Source organism: Vibrio makurazakiensis (assembly GCF_050337375.1).
Classification (GTDB): Bacteria; Pseudomonadota; Gammaproteobacteria; order Enterobacterales; family Vibrionaceae; genus Vibrio; species Vibrio makurazakiensis.
Genome location: NZ_JAKJSW010000026.1, coordinates 1 through 16872, shown reverse-complemented (window position 1 = coordinate 16872; position 16872 = coordinate 1). Strand labels below are relative to the sequence as shown.

At 42.8% G+C, this 16872-nt stretch carries 13 protein-coding genes; 8 read left to right on the top strand and 5 right to left on the bottom strand.

The window, feature by feature from the left end; all coding sequences use genetic code 11:
* Positions 1–6 precede the first annotated feature (6 nt).
* From L4C33_RS04315 to L4C33_RS04285, 7 genes are all read left to right on the top strand, one after another.
* The gene (locus L4C33_RS04315; protein ID WP_428811220.1) at positions 7–1473 is read left to right on the top strand and encodes a type II and III secretion system protein family protein; all 1467 of its coding nucleotides are present in this window, start codon (positions 7–9) and stop codon (positions 1471–1473) included.
* Positions 1474–1485: 12 nt separating this feature from the next.
* Positions 1486–1746 (top strand): hypothetical protein, encoded by a 261-nt coding sequence (locus tag L4C33_RS04310; RefSeq protein ID WP_428811244.1) that lies wholly within the window; start codon positions 1486–1488, stop codon positions 1744–1746.
* 257 nt (positions 1747–2003) lie between these two features.
* Positions 2004–3218 carry a CpaE/TadZ family protein gene (locus L4C33_RS04305; RefSeq protein ID WP_428811219.1) on the top strand — a complete coding sequence of 405 codons (1215 nt, stop codon included), beginning with the start codon at positions 2004–2006 and terminating at the stop codon, positions 3216–3218.
* Between the two features lie 36 nt (positions 3219–3254).
* A complete protein-coding gene (locus tag L4C33_RS04300) occupies positions 3255–4712 on the top strand; it encodes a TadA family conjugal transfer-associated ATPase (protein ID WP_428811218.1) in 1458 nt (485 codons plus the stop codon).
* Positions 4713–4724: 12 nt separating this feature from the next.
* Positions 4725–5693 (top strand): type II secretion system F family protein, encoded by a 969-nt coding sequence (locus tag L4C33_RS04295; protein ID WP_428811217.1) that lies wholly within the window; start codon positions 4725–4727, stop codon positions 5691–5693.
* Position 5694: 1 nt separating this feature from the next.
* Positions 5695–6633 (top strand): type II secretion system F family protein, encoded by a 939-nt coding sequence (locus L4C33_RS04290; protein WP_428811216.1) that lies wholly within the window; start codon positions 5695–5697, stop codon positions 6631–6633.
* A gap of 8 nt (positions 6634–6641) precedes the next feature.
* Positions 6642–7655, top strand: a complete 1014-nt coding sequence (locus L4C33_RS04285; RefSeq protein ID WP_428811215.1) for a tetratricopeptide repeat protein — start codon at positions 6642–6644, stop codon at positions 7653–7655.
* A 123-nt stretch (positions 7656–7778) separates the two neighbouring features.
* Here L4C33_RS04285 and chrA read toward each other — a convergent pair whose 3' ends face one another.
* Entirely contained in the window at positions 7779–8921 is a 1143-nt protein-coding gene (gene chrA / locus L4C33_RS04280) for a chromate efflux transporter (RefSeq protein WP_428811214.1), read from the bottom strand.
* A gap of 100 nt (positions 8922–9021) precedes the next feature.
* Between chrA and L4C33_RS04275 the strand changes: the two genes are divergently transcribed.
* Positions 9022–9960: a LysR family transcriptional regulator gene (locus tag L4C33_RS04275; RefSeq protein WP_428811213.1), complete on the top strand. Its 939-nt coding sequence runs from the start codon at positions 9022–9024 to the stop codon at positions 9958–9960.
* A 53-nt stretch (positions 9961–10013) separates the two neighbouring features.
* Here L4C33_RS04275 and L4C33_RS04270 read toward each other — a convergent pair whose 3' ends face one another.
* The 4 genes from L4C33_RS04270 to L4C33_RS04255 all read right to left on the bottom strand — a co-directional run bounded on the left by L4C33_RS04270 (position 10014) and on the right by L4C33_RS04255 (position 16841).
* Positions 10014–10835 carry a phosphatase PAP2 family protein gene (locus L4C33_RS04270; RefSeq protein ID WP_428811243.1) on the bottom strand — a complete coding sequence of 274 codons (822 nt, stop codon included), beginning with the start codon at positions 10833–10835 and terminating at the stop codon, positions 10014–10016.
* A 639-nt stretch (positions 10836–11474) separates the two neighbouring features.
* Positions 11475–13862 (bottom strand): alpha-glucosidase, encoded by a 2388-nt coding sequence (ygjK, locus tag L4C33_RS04265; RefSeq protein ID WP_428811212.1) that lies wholly within the window; start codon positions 13860–13862, stop codon positions 11475–11477.
* A 17-nt stretch (positions 13863–13879) separates the two neighbouring features.
* Positions 13880–14959, bottom strand: coding sequence for a protein YgjJ (ygjJ, locus tag L4C33_RS04260; RefSeq protein WP_428811211.1), 1080 nt, complete (start codon positions 14957–14959; stop codon positions 13880–13882).
* Between the two features lie 454 nt (positions 14960–15413).
* Positions 15414–16841 carry an amino acid permease gene (locus L4C33_RS04255; protein WP_428811210.1) on the bottom strand — a complete coding sequence of 476 codons (1428 nt, stop codon included), beginning with the start codon at positions 16839–16841 and terminating at the stop codon, positions 15414–15416.
* Positions 16842–16872: the final 31 nt, after the last annotated feature.

The following is a 16872-nucleotide window of genomic DNA, read 5'->3' as shown; positions in this document are numbered from 1 at the left end:
TGAATCATGAGAATAATAAATTCAATAATATTGACTTGGGTAGTGTGTAGCTTCTCTGTTGTCGCATCGACGCAAACAGGCAAAGTCGTTAAGGTTCCTCACCACAAATCTACGCATGTTGCCTTATCGGCTAAAGCAAAAAGAGTATCGTTAGGCGATCCTGWAGTGCTGGATATCGTGATGTTAAAATCAGATGAACTCTTTTTGATAGGCAAAAAGTTAGGGTCAACTAACTTGATGGCTTGGGATAGTCGAGGGCAGTTGATTGAATCAATCAACATTGAGGTGACTCACGATCTCAATAGCTTAAAGGCGAAGCTTTATGAGTTCTTACCGGATGAAACGATTGAAGTGCATAGCGCACAAAACAGGTTGATCTTAAGTGGGCAAATTAGTTCGCAAGAGAAAATGAATGTTGCACTTCGCGTCGCTGAAACTTATTCGGCAGGTGAAGAGGTGGATAAATCAGAAGAATCACTCAGTGAACAAACAGAAAAAACAGGGGTGATAAACTTAATGTCAATCGGTGGGGCTCAACAAGTCATGCTTGAGGTGACGATTGCCGAAGTACAAAGAAGTTTGGTTAGAAAATTTGATGCTAACTTTCACTTCTTTGAAAATAACGGTAGTTTTTCTTGGGGGGCGACATCGGCAGGCGGAATAATTGATGACGTCGCAGGTGGCATTGGGCCAATTTTTAATGCGCCATCCATAGACACCACAGGGCTACTGAGTACATTCATCGATAGTGACACCTTGTTTACCTTCGCTCTGGATATAGCAAAAACTAATGGTGTCGCTAAAGTGTTAGCTGAACCGAATCTTACGGCATTAAGTGGTGCTAAAGCTGAATTTCTAGCGGGGGGCGAATTCCCTATTCCAGTTCCAGATGAAGATGGAATAACCATTGAATACAAAGAATATGGGGTGGGTTTAAAGTTCATACCGACAGTACTAAGTGATAAGAAAATTAACTTGAATCTAGCTATAGATGTCAGTGAAATTGCGGCTACTTCTAGCTTAACACTCTCTCCTGGTGGAACGAATGGTACGTACATTATTCCTCCAATCACTCGCCGCAGCGCTTCTTCTACATTAGAGCTAGCTGATGGTCAAACCATCGGTATTGCAGGCTTAATTAGTGAAAATGTGAGAGACACCGTCAGTAAAATGCCGGGCTTTGGAGATATTCCCGTTCTAGGGCAATTATTTAATAGTCAGGAATATATATCGGGTGAAACTGAGTTAGTGATCTTAGTGACACCAAGGTTAGCTCAACCGGTCGACAGAAACAAAATCACCCTACCTACCGACGCTTTTGTTGAGCCTACAGACCTAAAATATTACCTGTTAGGTCAGGGAGCCTATATTGACTCTTCAGTCACAACGAAACCCGCTCAAAAGCAGAAAGATCCTCAATTCTTGGACAATGCTCAAGGTGGTTCCGAAGGTTCATTTGGACACAGTTTATAAGAGGGATACATGATGAAACTTCATATATTTACGGTGATTTTTTCAATATCAGCCATACTTACAGGGTGTGCAAATGATGCTCCATTAGGTTCTCATGTTGCGAAGTTATCGCAGCAGCAAACTTATAATCCTAATGCTTCGCAAGAGAACCTTTCTATTATTCCAAGCGGTAGTGGGGAGCGAATGGAAGGAGCTTATCAAGTGTACACAGGTAAAGAAGTGGACTCATTGGCTGGGGCTAGTGAGAGCCAAGTGATTAACGGATTTAATTAGTTTCAGGACATACAGTAATGGAGTGAGCATCGGGCTTGGCAAAGGATTGAGAAGGCCGGTATTCATCTTCAGTTGATGTGTTATTCAAGGGCTACACACTACAGGGTTTAATTTGACCGTTTTTGTGTTTTATCGGTGACAGTGGTTGGTAGTAGAGCTTGACTTGAAAATGATTTATTAGCGGAGAGCCTAAAGATTATAAGGCCCAATAAAAATAATACTAATGGTAACACCACTAGGTACAGAGGGATTTAGCTATGGGAGAAGCTGTGCAGCTTACGACTAATAATGATGCATCGATAAGGCTAAAAACAAATATCCATATTTGGATATTATACTCTAGTGACCGCTTTCAATTACATATGACAAATGAGTTAGCCAAATGTCGCAATGTATCTTTCGATACCATCGCTCTGGCTGGTCTTAATGTTGAACAGCTATCAAGTCATATGCCCCCTGATCTTATTTTTGTGGAAACGGGTCCTAACTGGGCCCAAAAAGTTATGTCCTTGCAAGAATATGAAGCGCCTTCAGAAGACTTCGAAGCTTCACTTATTGTTTTCGGTAATGAATCAGATAACGGCGCTCTTAAAATCGCGTTACGCATTGGAGCTGGCGATTTCGTCTCTGAAAAAGCCACCATCACTGAGTTGATGCCACTTCTAAAAAATGTCGCGGAAGAAAAAATTGCCAATCGTAGTATGGGAGAGCTCTATGTTTTCCTTAATAGTAAAGGTGGCTGTGGCGCTTCAACACTCGCTTTGAATACTGCTTTGCAAATAGCTCATGAACATAAAGAAGAAGTGTTATTGCTCGACTTAGACCTACAGTTTGGAGTGATAGCCGATTACCTAAATGTGAACCCCACTTATGGCATGTCTGATGCTATAGAGAGCGTGGCAGACCTTGATGAAATATCGCTACATGGAATGGTGACTAAACACAGTTCAGGCTTACACATGTTGAGCTTCCGTCACGAAAATAACAGTGAAGATTATGAACAGGCGCAGAATTTAGGGAAATTACTGCCTACTCTTCGAGAGTTTTATCCTTATGTCATTATCGATTTATCTAGAGGTATTGATAATACGTTCTCATCTGTACTAGCGCCTGCTACGAAAGTGTTCCTCATCACGCAACAGAATTTGGTTGCCATTAAGAACTCCACCAGAATCGCCAAGGTGTTGTCATTTGAATATGGCTTACCGAAAGAACATATCGAGTTGATTATTAACCGATACGAAAAACGTCAGTCAATAAAAATTAAAGATATAGAGCAGACTTTAGGAGGAGTAACCATTCACGTTATTCCTAATGACTTCAAGGTGGCAATAGAAAGTGCCAACCTAGGTAAACCGTTCATTGAGTCAAGGCGATCCAGTTCAATTTCAAAGTCTGTGATTGAGTTTTCTCATACGATTTCACATATCGAAGATGAAAAGAAAAGTTGGCTTAAACGTATGTTTTCTTAGGTAGTACAGAGAAAAAGAAAATAAAAAGGAATATTTATGTTCTTTAAACGAAAAAATGTGAACCCTGAATTTCAAGATAAAGCTCAACTTGCAGAGCAGCAAGAAAGCGTATCTTCAATAGAGAGCAGTCGCTCTTCTGAGGGGGAAACAGCAAGTACGCCTTTGGAGCGAAAGATAAAGGCTGTAGAAGAACGAGATAGGGAAGTTGAAGAGTCTCGCAAACAGTTAGAGCAAGAGCTAGAAATCAAACACTATTACCATCAGAGATTGTTAGAAACATTAGATTTAGGTTTGTTATCGAGCTTGGAGCAGGACAGAGCTAAGCAAGATTTACACGAAGCTATCATACAAATTATGGCGGATGACCAGTCTCGTCCAATGAGTGCCGAAGGCCGAAAGCGAGTTGTTCAACAGATAGAAGATGAAGTATTTGGCCTTGGGCCTTTAGAGCCATTACTAAACGATAAAACCGTCTCTGATATTTTGGTCAATGGACCAAAGAATGTATTTGTAGAACGTAGAGGTAAATTAGAAAAAACACCTTATACGTTTTTAGATGATAGACACCTACGTAACATATTAGACCGAATAGTATCTCAAGTTGGACGTCGGATTGATGAAGCTTCACCTATGGTTGATGCTCGTTTGTTAGATGGTTCTCGTGTGAATGCCATTATTCCCCCTTTAGCGCTCGATGGCCCTACCGTTTCAATTCGTCGTTTTGCTGTCGATAAATTGAATATGGAAAACCTTTTAGGCTTCAATTCTTTGTCTCCTCAAATGGCTAAGTTTGTAGAGGCAGCCGTACAAGGTGAGCTTAATATTTTAATTTCCGGCGGTACCGGTTCCGGAAAAACAACCACGCTTAATATCTTTTCAGGCTTTATTCCTAGTGATGACCGAATCATCACAATTGAAGATTCAGCCGAACTTCAGTTGCAGCAACCTCATGTCGTTAGGCTTGAAACTCGCCCTGCCAACCTGGAAGGAAAAGGGGAGATAACCCAACGAGAGCTGGTTAAAAACTCTTTGCGTATGCGCCCTGATAGGGTGGTGTTAGGAGAGGTGCGTGGTAGTGAAGCTGTTGATATGTTGGCTGCCATGAATACAGGTCATGATGGCTCATTAGCTACGATCCACGCCAATACCCCGCGAGATGCCTTGAGCCGTGTTGAAAATATGTTTTCTATGGCTGGGTGGAATATCTCTGCGAAGAATTTACGTTCACAAATTGCTTCGGCTATTCATCTGGTTGTTCAAATGGAACGTCAGGAAGATGGTAAGCGTCGTATGGTGAGCATTCAGGAAATTAACGGCATGGAAGGTGAGATCATCACCATGTCTGAAATATTTAAGTTTCAACGCCAAGGGTTAGATGAAGATGGAAACATCATTGGGTATTACACGGCAACGGGTGTGGTTCCCGGATGCCATGACCAACTGTCTAAACGTGGCCTAGATCTTCCGTTTGAACTCTTTAACGAGTCAAACTAATAGGAGGAAATTATGGGAAATGATATTACTTACTTTCTCATCCTACTTTTCTTTGCGGTTGTGTTTATTTCACAAGCGCTGATCCTGCCTGCTGCGGGTAGCAAAGCAAAGCACAAAGAGTTAGCCGCTCGATTAAAAGAAAGCCAATCTAGCCTTGATGAAGAAAGTCGCTCTCTCTTGCAGGAGCACTACTTACGAGGGTTAAGCCCAATAGATAGAAAGCTTGTGCAAATTGAGTTTTTGTCGTCTTTGAAAAAGTCGATAGAGCTATCTGGGTACGATTGGTCATTAGGGCAAACTCTTGCTGTAACGGCTCTAACCAGTATTTGTACCGCGCTATTGCTACTGCTCTTCAATCAGTTCTGGTATGTCGCATTGGCCGCCGCTATTGGTATTTGGTTCTTACTGCACTTTACGTTACAAAAGAAAATATCAAATCGGCTGGGTAAGTTTGAAGAACAACTTCCAGATGCCCTCGATATCATCAAACGTATGCTTCAAGCAGGTCAACCTGTTACTCAAGCCTTTAATGAAGTCGGTAATGAAATGCCACCTCCTATCGGTATTGAATTTAAGAATACGTTCAACCTTTTAAACTACGGCTATGACATGAGGCTTGCGATCATGCAGATGGCAGAGCGAACCCCAACGGTATCAATGCTCGCGTTTTCGAGTGCAGTACTATTGCAAAAAGAAACGGGGGGAAACCTGTCAGAGAACCTAGATAAGGTATCAAAGGTGCTCAGAGCTCGCTTTAAACTCACCAGAAAAATTAAAACGATTTCTGCAGAGAGTCGCATGTCTGCATGGATTCTTGTGCTGTCGCCCTTTGCCCTCTTTGTTGGTCTATTGTTTATAAACCCTGATTACGTTGCGCCTTTATATGAAGACCCTCGTGGTTTAACGATTGTTAGTGTCGGTATTATCAGCCTATTTTTCGGCTCAATATGGATACGGCACATCATTACTTTCGAGGTGTAAAATGACCGAAATAATGAACTACATTAATAATGTTGCATTTAGCGAACGAAATTTTCTGTTAGTGATGATTTTGGTGGCAACATCTCTTTTAGTCGTAAGTGTGGTGCTTATCTTTGTGGGTGCTAAAAATCCACTTAAAAGGAAGCTCGAAGATCTTCAGCACGACAATTCGCACTCTAAGCTTAAAAAATCGAATCGACTCGACTCAACGCTAGAATCTCTAGCGCCGATTATTACTTCAGGTGATACGCGAGAAAAAGAAAGTATTCGGCACAAACTTATGCATGCGGGATTCCATGACAGTAACGCACTAACTATTTTCTATGCGGCTAAAGTTTTTTGTATTGTGATTGGTACAGGCGTAGCTGCGTTGCTCTACTTTAAATTTCCGGAAATGTCTTATCTTAATTTAGCGATTATTTTCAGTTTAGCCGCAGGTTTTTTCTTACCTAATATCGTACTTGATAACTTAACAAAGAAACGTCAAAGCAAAGTACGAGGAGGCGTGCCAGACGCTCTAGATTTGCTGGTGGTTTGTACTGAATCTGGTCTGGGGTTTAACGCTGCGTTGCGCCGAGTTTCTGATGAGTTAATGATCTCTCACCCCGATTTTGCGGATGAGTTGGATACTGTTTGTGGAAAAATAAAGGCCGGCGTTGAAATGTCTGATGCCTTTGAAGATTTGATTGAAAGAACAGGTGTCACTGAAATTACGGGCTTGGTGAACATGCTGTCTCATGCATCCAGAGTTGGGGGAAGCTTATCTCAAACGTTAAGGGACTATACGGAAGACTTTCGAGATAAGCGAAATCAAGAAGTAGAGGAAGTAGCAGCTAAAATACCGACTAAAATGATTTTTCCTCTGCTGTTATTTATTTGGCCTTGTTTCTTTATCGTCGCTGTTGGGCCCGCACTTTTGGCACTCACAAATTCATTCTAGGTGATCACATGGATAGGTTTTTAACGGTAATATTATGTTCGTTGGCAATATCTGGCTGTGCCAGTGAGCCTGAACCCGAAATTTTCAATAGTGYTTTATATGATGGTCGCCCTGTGGATACGCTGACTTCAGATCTTGCACCACTGACTGAGCAAGAGGCGATTACTCGCGGTGATCTTGCTTTGTCGAATAGGAACACCGACTTGGCGTTGTATGAATATATTCGTGCAGTCGAATTTCCAGATGCCAAGTATCAAGATAAATCACTTTATACGATTGGTCGCATTCATTACTCTCGCGGCAATTTAGCATTAGCTGAAAAAGCTTACTTACTGGCGTTAAATTACAATCCTAATAATATCAAAGTGCTAGAACATTTAGGTGCAATGTACAGTAAACAAGGCGAAGTTGAGCAGGGGAAAAGTTACTTCTTTAGAGCTCTGAATGCTGATCAGGTTCGACTAAAAAATACCAAAGTGCTCGATGGTGATGTGATAACGGTTGCTACGATAAAAGCTCTGCAAGTCGATAGTGAATCACCTGCTTTAGCGTATATGGGGTTAGGGGTTCTGTACGATGTGGAAGCGAAGCATGATGTAGCCAAAGCTTTATTACATAAGGCGCTGAAAATAAAAACGAGCTCAGTCAAAACCTTGGTCAACCTTGGTTACTCGTACTATATGAGTGGTGAGTATCCTGATGCTCAACGCTATACGTTAGCGGCATTAGAAAAAGATCCTTCTAATGCAAAAGCGCAAAACAATCTCGCTTTAATCTATCTGGGAAAAGACGAAATCAAACGAGCGATAAATGTGTTTATGCGTCACATGACAGCGCCTGAAGCTCTTAATAATGTTGGTTATTTCTTAATGCTACAAGGAAAGCCCGATAAAGCTATTCCTTACCTGCAACAGGCTATTGATAAAAACCCATCGTACTACAAAGTGGCGAATGAAAACCTAGAGCGAGCTCTAGCTGAGGTTCGGACGAAAAAACAACAAGAAAGCGAAGCGGTTCAGTAGAAATACCACGCCACTGATATTGATTTAATCATAAAGAAAGAGCCAGCATATAGCTGGCTCTTTGGTATTAAGCGATGGTGATTTTAAATAGATATCAGGACAAGCATAAAAGGCTATATAAGGCTATATAAGGCTTAAAGATGCGCCTGCAATAGTAAAGAAACTAACAAGGTAAACAATAGGTAACTTGAGTTGTTTCAATAGGTAGAAACCTATGATGACGAGAGCCATGTCTAGCACAGAGTATACGGCACTGTTGAATACCGGATTATATAATGCAGCCAGTAGTAGCCCGACAACAGCGGCATTTACGCCACATAAAGCTCCATTAACCTTAGGGATACTTGCAAGAGCCTGCCAGTTTTTCAACACCCCTAGTAGAAGCAGGAAGCCTGGAAGAAATACGGCCAGTGTAGCCAGTAACGCGCCAATAATTGGAAGCTGAGGCAATAGCTCGTAACCGATATAAGTCGCGAAGGTAAACATTGGCCCAGGGACAGCTTGTGCGGCTGCGTAACCCGTTAAGAAAGCATCTTGAGTGAGTTGGTCACCAACGATATTTTGTAGAAGTGGAAGTACAACGTGGCCTCCACCAAATACAAGGCTGCCTGCTTGATAGAAATCAGAGAACAGTTGGATCGACTGGCTCATGGATGCCATCAAAGGTAAACCAATCAGTAGTGCTAAGAAAATAACAAGCGGTGCGTAAGAAAGCTCAGACACTTTAAATGTTGATCTCCCTTCTTTCGCTAAGTATTGGCTGCCGATTAATGCCGCCAGAACTAGCACACCTATTTGCGTTAAAATACTTGGCACAACCAACAAAGCCACAGCAGTGATCACACAAAGGCTTACCGTTAGCTTGTCTTTACAGAAGTTTTTATACATTCCCCATGCCGCATCAGCGACAACCACAACTGCTAATAGCTTCAGTCCGTGAATGATATTTTGAAATAATGTCGACTCTGTAAATTGGCTACTGAGTACTGCTAGTGCCAACATCAAAAGAACAGAAGGTAACGTAAAGCCAATGAATGCAAGAACGCCACCAATTAAGCCACCTCTTTTGTAACCAACTGCAAAGCCTACTTGGCTTGACCCTGGCCCAGGAAGAAATTGGCTGAGAGCAACAATTTGCGCATATTCATCGTCACTTAACCACTTACGTTTTTCTACGAACGCATTGCGAAAATACCCGATATGGGCAGCTGGGCCACCAAAGCTAATCCAACCTAATAGAAAAAAAGTTTTAAATAAGGAAAACATTTCAGTTTACTCATGGGTTATCAGAACAGCGCTAGAATATGAAATGCATTATAATGATTCAAATCGATAGTTTTAATTGCAACTATGAATGAGATTAATTATGAGTGAATTTAATTGGAAAGGCGTTGATTTGAATCTGCTCGTGGCTTTTATGGCGATGTATGAATCGGGCAGTGTCACCGCAGCAGCTGAACGTGTATTTGTCAGCCAGTCGGCGATGAGCCATAGCTTGGCTAAGCTTCGTGAACTTATGCAAGATAACTTGTTCGAGCGTAAAGGGCATAAAATGCAGCCTACAGAGCGAGCTGAGCAAGTGGCACCTATCGTTCAGCAAGTGTTGAATCAGTTGCAGTTTGAAGTATTTACGTCGGAAGAGTTCTGTCCTGATAAGTATCAAGGTGTTTGTAAGATTGGACTAACTGATTATGCTGAGCTTATTTTTGCTCCGGCTATTTACGATGCCATTGTTGATTCAGCGTCAAAAGCTAAAGTGAGTTTCATTCATGCTAATCGAGAAAATTACCAACAACTGATTAATGATGACAAGGTTGACGTGATCATTGGTAGCTTCTCGCTATCTGATAGTAACGTTGTTTCTGAAAAAATTTACACAGAGAAGCATGTATGCATGTATGACGCGCAGAAAATCACTTTGCATAAACCATTTTCGGTAGAGCAATTTATTCAATATCCTCACGCGTTGGTGAGCCCTGATGGCAAGTTGCAAACGCAAGTAGATCAAATGATAGGTGAGCTAGGAATGTCGCGCAGAGTTTCCGTGGCTTCGCGTAACTTTTTGACCGTTCGTAATTTGATCTCAAGTCGGAAGCTACTGTGTATTGTTCCTGAATTGATGGCGAAGATAGAGTTTGGGAATAAAAGCTTATCGACGATCGAACCGCCGCTTCCAATTGCAGACTTTGATATTTCTCTGTTCTATAAGAAAGACTTTGCGTCATATGAAAAAAACAGCTGGTTGAGAGAGTTGGTGAAAACAACCATTTCAAATCAATTCATTGAGCAGAAGAAATATCATTAGTTTCAGTTTGCCGTTGCTAGTACAGCTTTATCACGGTGCAAGTTTGGCCTGAATTACTGAGTAATTGGTTTTTGCCATTGGGCTACTTTTCCACATATCACCCAAACGACATTGGTTAATATAAAGCTAACATATCCGTCAACGGCATAATGCCAAGCCAAGTGCACAGAGCCTATTTGTATCACTAAGGCAAATACCCACATGCCGTAACCTAGGTAGCGATTGACTCTCGATAGGCTAAGCGCCATAAGCACTGAAATTGAAACATGCATACTCGGCATCGCTGAAATTCCTGCACCAGCTCCGCTTTCACTATCGATGTGGCCTTGCCACAACATGTTTTGCACGTCTAATACCCATACAGGATAAAACCCACTTTCGACAAGTTGATGACTTTGCTGGTTCAAACGTTCAAGGAGAGGCAGGTAAAAATCGAAGCTTTCATTTAAAAGGTGAGCATAGCAAGGACCTGCCGATGACAAGATCACGGCGATTAAGCCGCCAACGATCAACCAACAAGATAAAAAGCTTAGAAGGAATTGAGTGCGTAGCTGGGCGTCTTCTTTCTTTACAATAAAGAACAACACTGTCGCCCACATGAAAAAGAACCATAAATGGTAAATGAAGTTTATGACGAATGTACTCCAGGCGGATGAAAAAATGGCGTGCGTTATTTCCCAAGGTGAGACGCCAAAGTGAAGTATTTTGTCGAGTTGATAAAACGTGAGATCCCAAGAAAAGTAATGAATATTGGGGATTATCGATTTTAAATAGGTATAGCAAGAAAAGGTTAGGCTTAAAGCAAAGAGTAAGAGTATGAATCCGATAAGGCGGTAAGGCGGATTGAAGAACGATTTGAGCTTAGCTAAGAACATTTTAGTCGGGTGGGGCATACGATTAAACAGTAGGTAAAAGTAGTAATAAATACACCACATGATAAACGTAAAGTAGCAGGTCTCAGCAAGAACACTCAAGTAGAGGAAAAAGCTGTAACTGCTGTTTTGTTGTGTCGTGAGAAAGTGAGAAGCGACGAAAAAAATCAGGCTAGAACTGATGATGAAATAATAAATGATCTTATCGTGTTTAATTTCCTTAGTAATGTTTTGCCATATATCCCCCCAATCCCATTTAGGCATCATTGCTCCTTAGTTCATATTCCCTTTCTCATTATGGTATACATTGCTGACTTATCTAGTTTTTATCGGTTGTTGAGGTGTCTAAATAGCGGGTGCCTGCAGGAAAATTTATGCTTTTAAAATGGTAAGGTTGGAGTTGTTTTTTTGCGTAGAAAGTTAGCAAGAGCTTATAAAGTACAGCCTGCAGAGTAAAAGGATCATCATAGGCCAAATACTATTGGTACCAATATAAAAAGGGCACTCAGCACGATGCTGAATGCCCAAACCTGAAATCAAACTCAGAGCTAGTAATTAATGCATCTAATTACTCAATATAATCCATTAGCCAATGAATCAGATCTCTAAGTTCAATAGTTAAGTAGAAATCTCTACTTAGCTTTACTCGGCGTCAGTAAAGAAATCGTTGTAAAGCATGTATAGGTGAGCCGCACTCCAAGAGAAGTTTGGTGCACCTTGTTGTTCTCCATTTAATGGGTTGTAGTTCTCACGAATTGGTCCGTCTTGAACTAAGCCATCTGCATGGTCAAAGAATGCGCCTGCCATCTCGATAGCATCGTCACGGTAGCCGTAGCTATCCATGCCTTTTAGGCCGAAGTAGAATTGGTCTACCCATACTCGTCCACGCCAGTAAATATCTGGGCCAAATGCTGGGCTAGATAGTGCAGCAGTACCCAGTGGAACGTAGGTGTTGAACTCAGACGTATCTTTCATCACAGAAACAACCGCATCAGCGTGTGCTTGCGTTGCTGCACCGTTGAACAGTGGTGACCAACCTTCAGGGCCTTTACCTCGCTCTACAATCGGTTTACCCGCACAGCCATTTGCTAGTGGTTTGTCTTCAATGCGAATGTCGTAGAAGAAGTTAGTGCTCTCATCGAACATACAGGTGTTGATGTAGTTCGATAGGTGCTCGGCTTTTTCACGGAACTCTTTCGCTTCAGCATCTTTGCCTAGAATGTCCGCCATTTCCGCTAGGTACTTGTTATCGCTGTACATGTAGCTTGCTTGGTCAACAGACTCTTGCAGCAGTGAGTAGCCTAGTAGCGTGCCGTCTTCAGCGCGGTTTTGAGCGAACTCAACATCCCAATCACTGCGCTTGCCGCCGTTCGCGACGTATGCGTCTAGCTGATCTTTATCGATGAAACCAAAAGCGGCTGCATCGTCACGACCTGATTCCCAAGACGCTGCCGTTTGAGCTGGGCTTTCGATGTAATCGTAATCGCCTTTTGCCATGACTTCATCTAGTGCTTTCTGACCGACAACGGTGTCGTGTTTGTCGCCACGAACCACGGTGAAGTACATTTCGCCTTCAGGTGTGTTGTGTGCTTTGTCGCGCGCTGCGCCATATTCTGGAACACCATTGCCGTTGTTATCACGGTTGCGCAGCCACCAATCATGGTATGCCACTAGCTTTGGATACATCTCTTCAAGCCAAGCTTCGTCGCTGGTGGTCTTGTAGACTTCCATTACCGCCCATGCCGCTAAGCTTGGTTTGGTATTGCGTTCGTTCCAGTTACCACCGTCGCCGCCACGTTCTGGGCTTAGGTTGTAAGCCAAAAGGTCTGGCACGTAGCCTTCATCCCATGGGCGAACTGCATCGTCAGCCTGAATCTGGTAAGCGAACATCGCGCGGATGTTGTCTTTCGCTACATCAGGGTTGAAGTGAGCCATTGCGTAAGCTTGCTTCCACGTGTCCCACGGCCAAGTTTGGTTGCCCGAGAACCAACGGGCTGTTACTGATGGTGTAACTGAGTCAAACTCCATTGCACCTGCAGCACCACGCCAGTTACCGTTTAGGGTTTCCATTGCTTTAACTGCAACACGCTCTTGTTCAGGCGTTGCGTTCGGGTTGGTTAAGCCCATCTCTAGGTAGCCTTCCCAACGTTCTGCAGACGTAGCTAAAAAGTCGGTAGGGTTTGCCATGATCTTTTTGATCTCAGGCTGCTCTGCTTGTGCTTCTTCAGCAGTAAGAACATGCGAGTAAGTTGTGTAAATAGTGGTCGATTCTTCAATGTTTGCCGTTGAAGTAAACGCTAGACCGTCAACCGTCGTTTTCGTTGGTATCGACTTATGAACTTGGTATTCAGATTCGCCAGAGGTTAATAGATCCCACGTTGAACGTACCTTACCGAAAGTTACCTTTAAGCCATCGTCGGTTGCAACGATCTGACGGTTGTACTCAGGGTAGGTTTCCGCAATAGTTTTATCAGTTTGCGGTTCGCCTTCTTTCGCGTGAGTCTTTTCTAATAACTCACCATCCCAAACTAGTTCAACAGGTGAGTCAGTGGTGATTTTTGTTTCTAGAAGAGAAGTGCGGTTAGAGGCAAAACGCATTGTCATCTCTACTGTTACATCGTCAGATTTCAGCGTCTGAACTAATGCACCCGGTAGGCTGTAAGCTTCCATGGTGAACGCGACTTTTTTGCCATCTTTGAACACGCTTAGGCGGTCAAAGTTATCAGCCATGAAGTTGATGTATTCTTCGGTAAGCAGTGCTGTACCTGGGAATCCGCCCATACCTTCAGCTGTATCTGGTAGCAGGTGACCGTGCCATGCACCCAGGTCGAAGAAAGGGTTAAAACGCTGGTGGTCATCGAAGTCGTAGTCACGCATATATTCCGGTGAGCCAGTACGGTCGATAACATTTTTRAATTCGCTTGCTTGCAGTTGTTCCGCGTCAGAACTTGAGCCTGAATTTGAAGCACAACCAGTAACAAGTAGGGCTGCACCAACGGCGATGGCTGCGAAAGTTTTAGTCATTTTCATTGTGTTGATTCCTATTATTACCAGTAGAAGTATTGCATTACGAAGAGTTGAGCATCGCCAGTTTCAGTATCGTCACCTACACCGAATTTACTGTCGAAAGCCGTCGCATAGGTGCCACCGCCATATTCATACCAAACGCCCGCGTTAATGTAAGAGGTGACTTTATCTTCTTCACCGTCAATCTCGTTGTTCGCATAGTTATATGCTGTCGATAGGTAAACACCTTTTGCAGCTTCGTATACAGCACTGGTTTGAAGACCGGTTTCAGTACCGTTCTTTCCACCAGCTTGTTCGTCGTTTTGGTTTCCTTTGTTAGTGTCGTGCCAAACACGAGCACCAATGTTTTTATATTGCGCGCCTATTAGAGCTAGCTCACCACCATCGTTGTTACGAACTTCACCACCACCCATTAAGGTGAAACCATCCGTAACATCGTATTGAACGTAGCCGTTGACCATGGCGTTTTTGTCTTGCCATTGGTCAGCAAAATTATCGTATTTTCCGAAGTGGATAAGTGCATCACTTTCAGAGAAGTCAGACTCAGGTGCTGCTGAAATGCTGTAGCGCAACTTGCCTTCTAAATTCTGTATCTTCACGCCAAAGTTGACGTCGCGAGTATTTGAAATTGCGTAGCCATACTCAACCGTTGCATCGCCCCACCATTGAACGTCATCCAGTGAAGAGTCCATACGACCCATCATGAATTCGGTGTTGTTGTCGGTGCGGTAGCCGCCGTAGAGGCGGTTAAAGCCACCTTCAAAACCTCGAACACCGTGACCATGTACCCATGCTTCACCAGTGTTTTTGTTCACAGGAACTGTCCAACCTTCCATGTAAGCAAGGCCAAACCAATTACCATGTTCAATGGCTAAACCGGCTTCAATGTAAGTACCGTCGCTGTAGCGGCCTTTATCATCACCTTCTAAAGCAGTGTGACCACCAATCCCCATCTCACCGTAAAAGTTGAATAAGGTGTCTGATTGAGATTCAGGGATCTGCGTGTCGCTGTGGTTTGCTTCAGTTTCTGTAGCATTAACAGAAAGAGCGGTAAGAATGCAGCTAGCGATAAGAGTGGTTTTAGTAAAACTACGTTTCATTTTATTCTCTTCAATATGGATAACAAATGAATATACGCAAGTATTCCTGACTTCTAATATGGGGGTGCTCTATAGGCGTATTGGTCGGGTTACTCACGAGTACAGCTTGATAATAAGGAAAACCCATAAAGATTAAATAAAATTAAAATGAAAGTGTGATCTGCTTTTAGTAAAACTTTACCTTGTTATGTGGGGTTGAATACAGCGTTAACTGAATGTGATATTAGGTATATCATTGATGAATTATTCATCAGAAACTAAAGCTATTTATTGGTATTTAAAAGGGAGAGTGTTTGCTGATTTAGGTGGTTTATTGGGTAAGGTAAACGGATAACTCATCGAAAGAATTTGGAAATCTGTAGTCCAATAAAAAGGCACTTGCCGAAGCCAGTGCCTGATATCAACTCATTTTCTCAGCGGTAAAGCTAATACTCATCAAGCGGTGTAGCGAACGTTACGCGTTTGCGGTCTTCGCTTCTTCAGCTCGCTCTTCTACTGATAAGCCTTTTTCATATTTGCTGTATTTCCACCATGCGTAGCCAAGGAAAATCACAATGCCACCCACGTTGTAGAAGATGATGGTCATGATGTCAGCACCGGTAGGGAACGTTGATGCAAAGAAACCAACAGTGAAGATACCGATAAGAATCGATACCACGGTAATGCCAGTCATGCGTGAACCCATTCTGAAATCACGAGGTAAGTGATCAAGCTTCAAGCGTAAATTAAGGTACGCAATCATGATGAACAATGGTGGCAGCATAGATGCCGCAGCCGTCATGTTGATAATAGTACTCATGAGGTCTTGAACAGTATCGGACGCTAGTGTTGGGATGAACATTAGTGGAATCACAATTAAGAACTGAATCCATGCTGCACGTTCTGGTACACCTTGCTTATTGAGTGCCACCGTTTTCTCTCCGAAAATACCTTTTGGGATCTCAGAGAAGAAAATCTTAACCGGTGTTGCCGTCCACATCAGTAGTGAACCTAGCATTGCAGTGAATGAAACCACGCCCACAAAGCGATTCATTAGGATCTCTGAAAGACCAAAGTGTCTCGCTAGCCCTTCAAATACTTGTACTGAACCACCAGWAAATTTCAATTCTTCGCGAGTAACAAATACGTTCGCTAGGATTGAACCAACTGAGTAAAGCGCACCAATAAAGATACCCGCGATGATGATAACTTTAACGAAAGACTTGTGACCACCTTTGATGTCGTTTACGTATACCGCGACTGACTCTGCGCCGCCTGCAGCCATAAAGATCCAGGTGATCACACCTAAGAATGCCCAGTTAAAGCTTGGTGTCATTGCTTCAATTGTGATTGGGTCTGCGGGTTCAATACCACCGATAAGTGCGCCACCTGAAAGCAGAATGTACGACATAGTCAGCAGTAGCATTAAAGACGATGTAATAGAGGTTATTGGGCCCAGTAACTTCGCGCCATTGTTAGAGACATAAGTAGCAACGGCAAATAACAGCGTACTTAATATCGCGGTCGTCATTGGCGTAAATATGTACTCAAAACCTAAGAACGCATAAGACGCGTAAGCGATGATCCGAGGAAGCAAAGAAGTAAAGAAGAACAGGTTAACAAACCAGTAGGTATAAGCTGAGATGAAAGCCCAGCGGCCTCCTAAAGAGCTTTTCACCCAAGCGTACACTCCGGCTTCGGAATTTTTGTTGAGTGATACGAACTCAGCAACGATTAAGCAAAATGGCACAAAATAAAAAATGGTCGCAAGGAAAAACATCGGGGCTGAAGAAAGGCCAATTTCGATGTTGTTATTAATGATGTTATTGAAGCTATATACCGCCGCGAAGGTCATAGACAGTAAGGCAAATTTACCTATCGTACTGCGTTTGTTATCGGACATGAGGTTCTCCGGTGAATCACGTTAATTATAG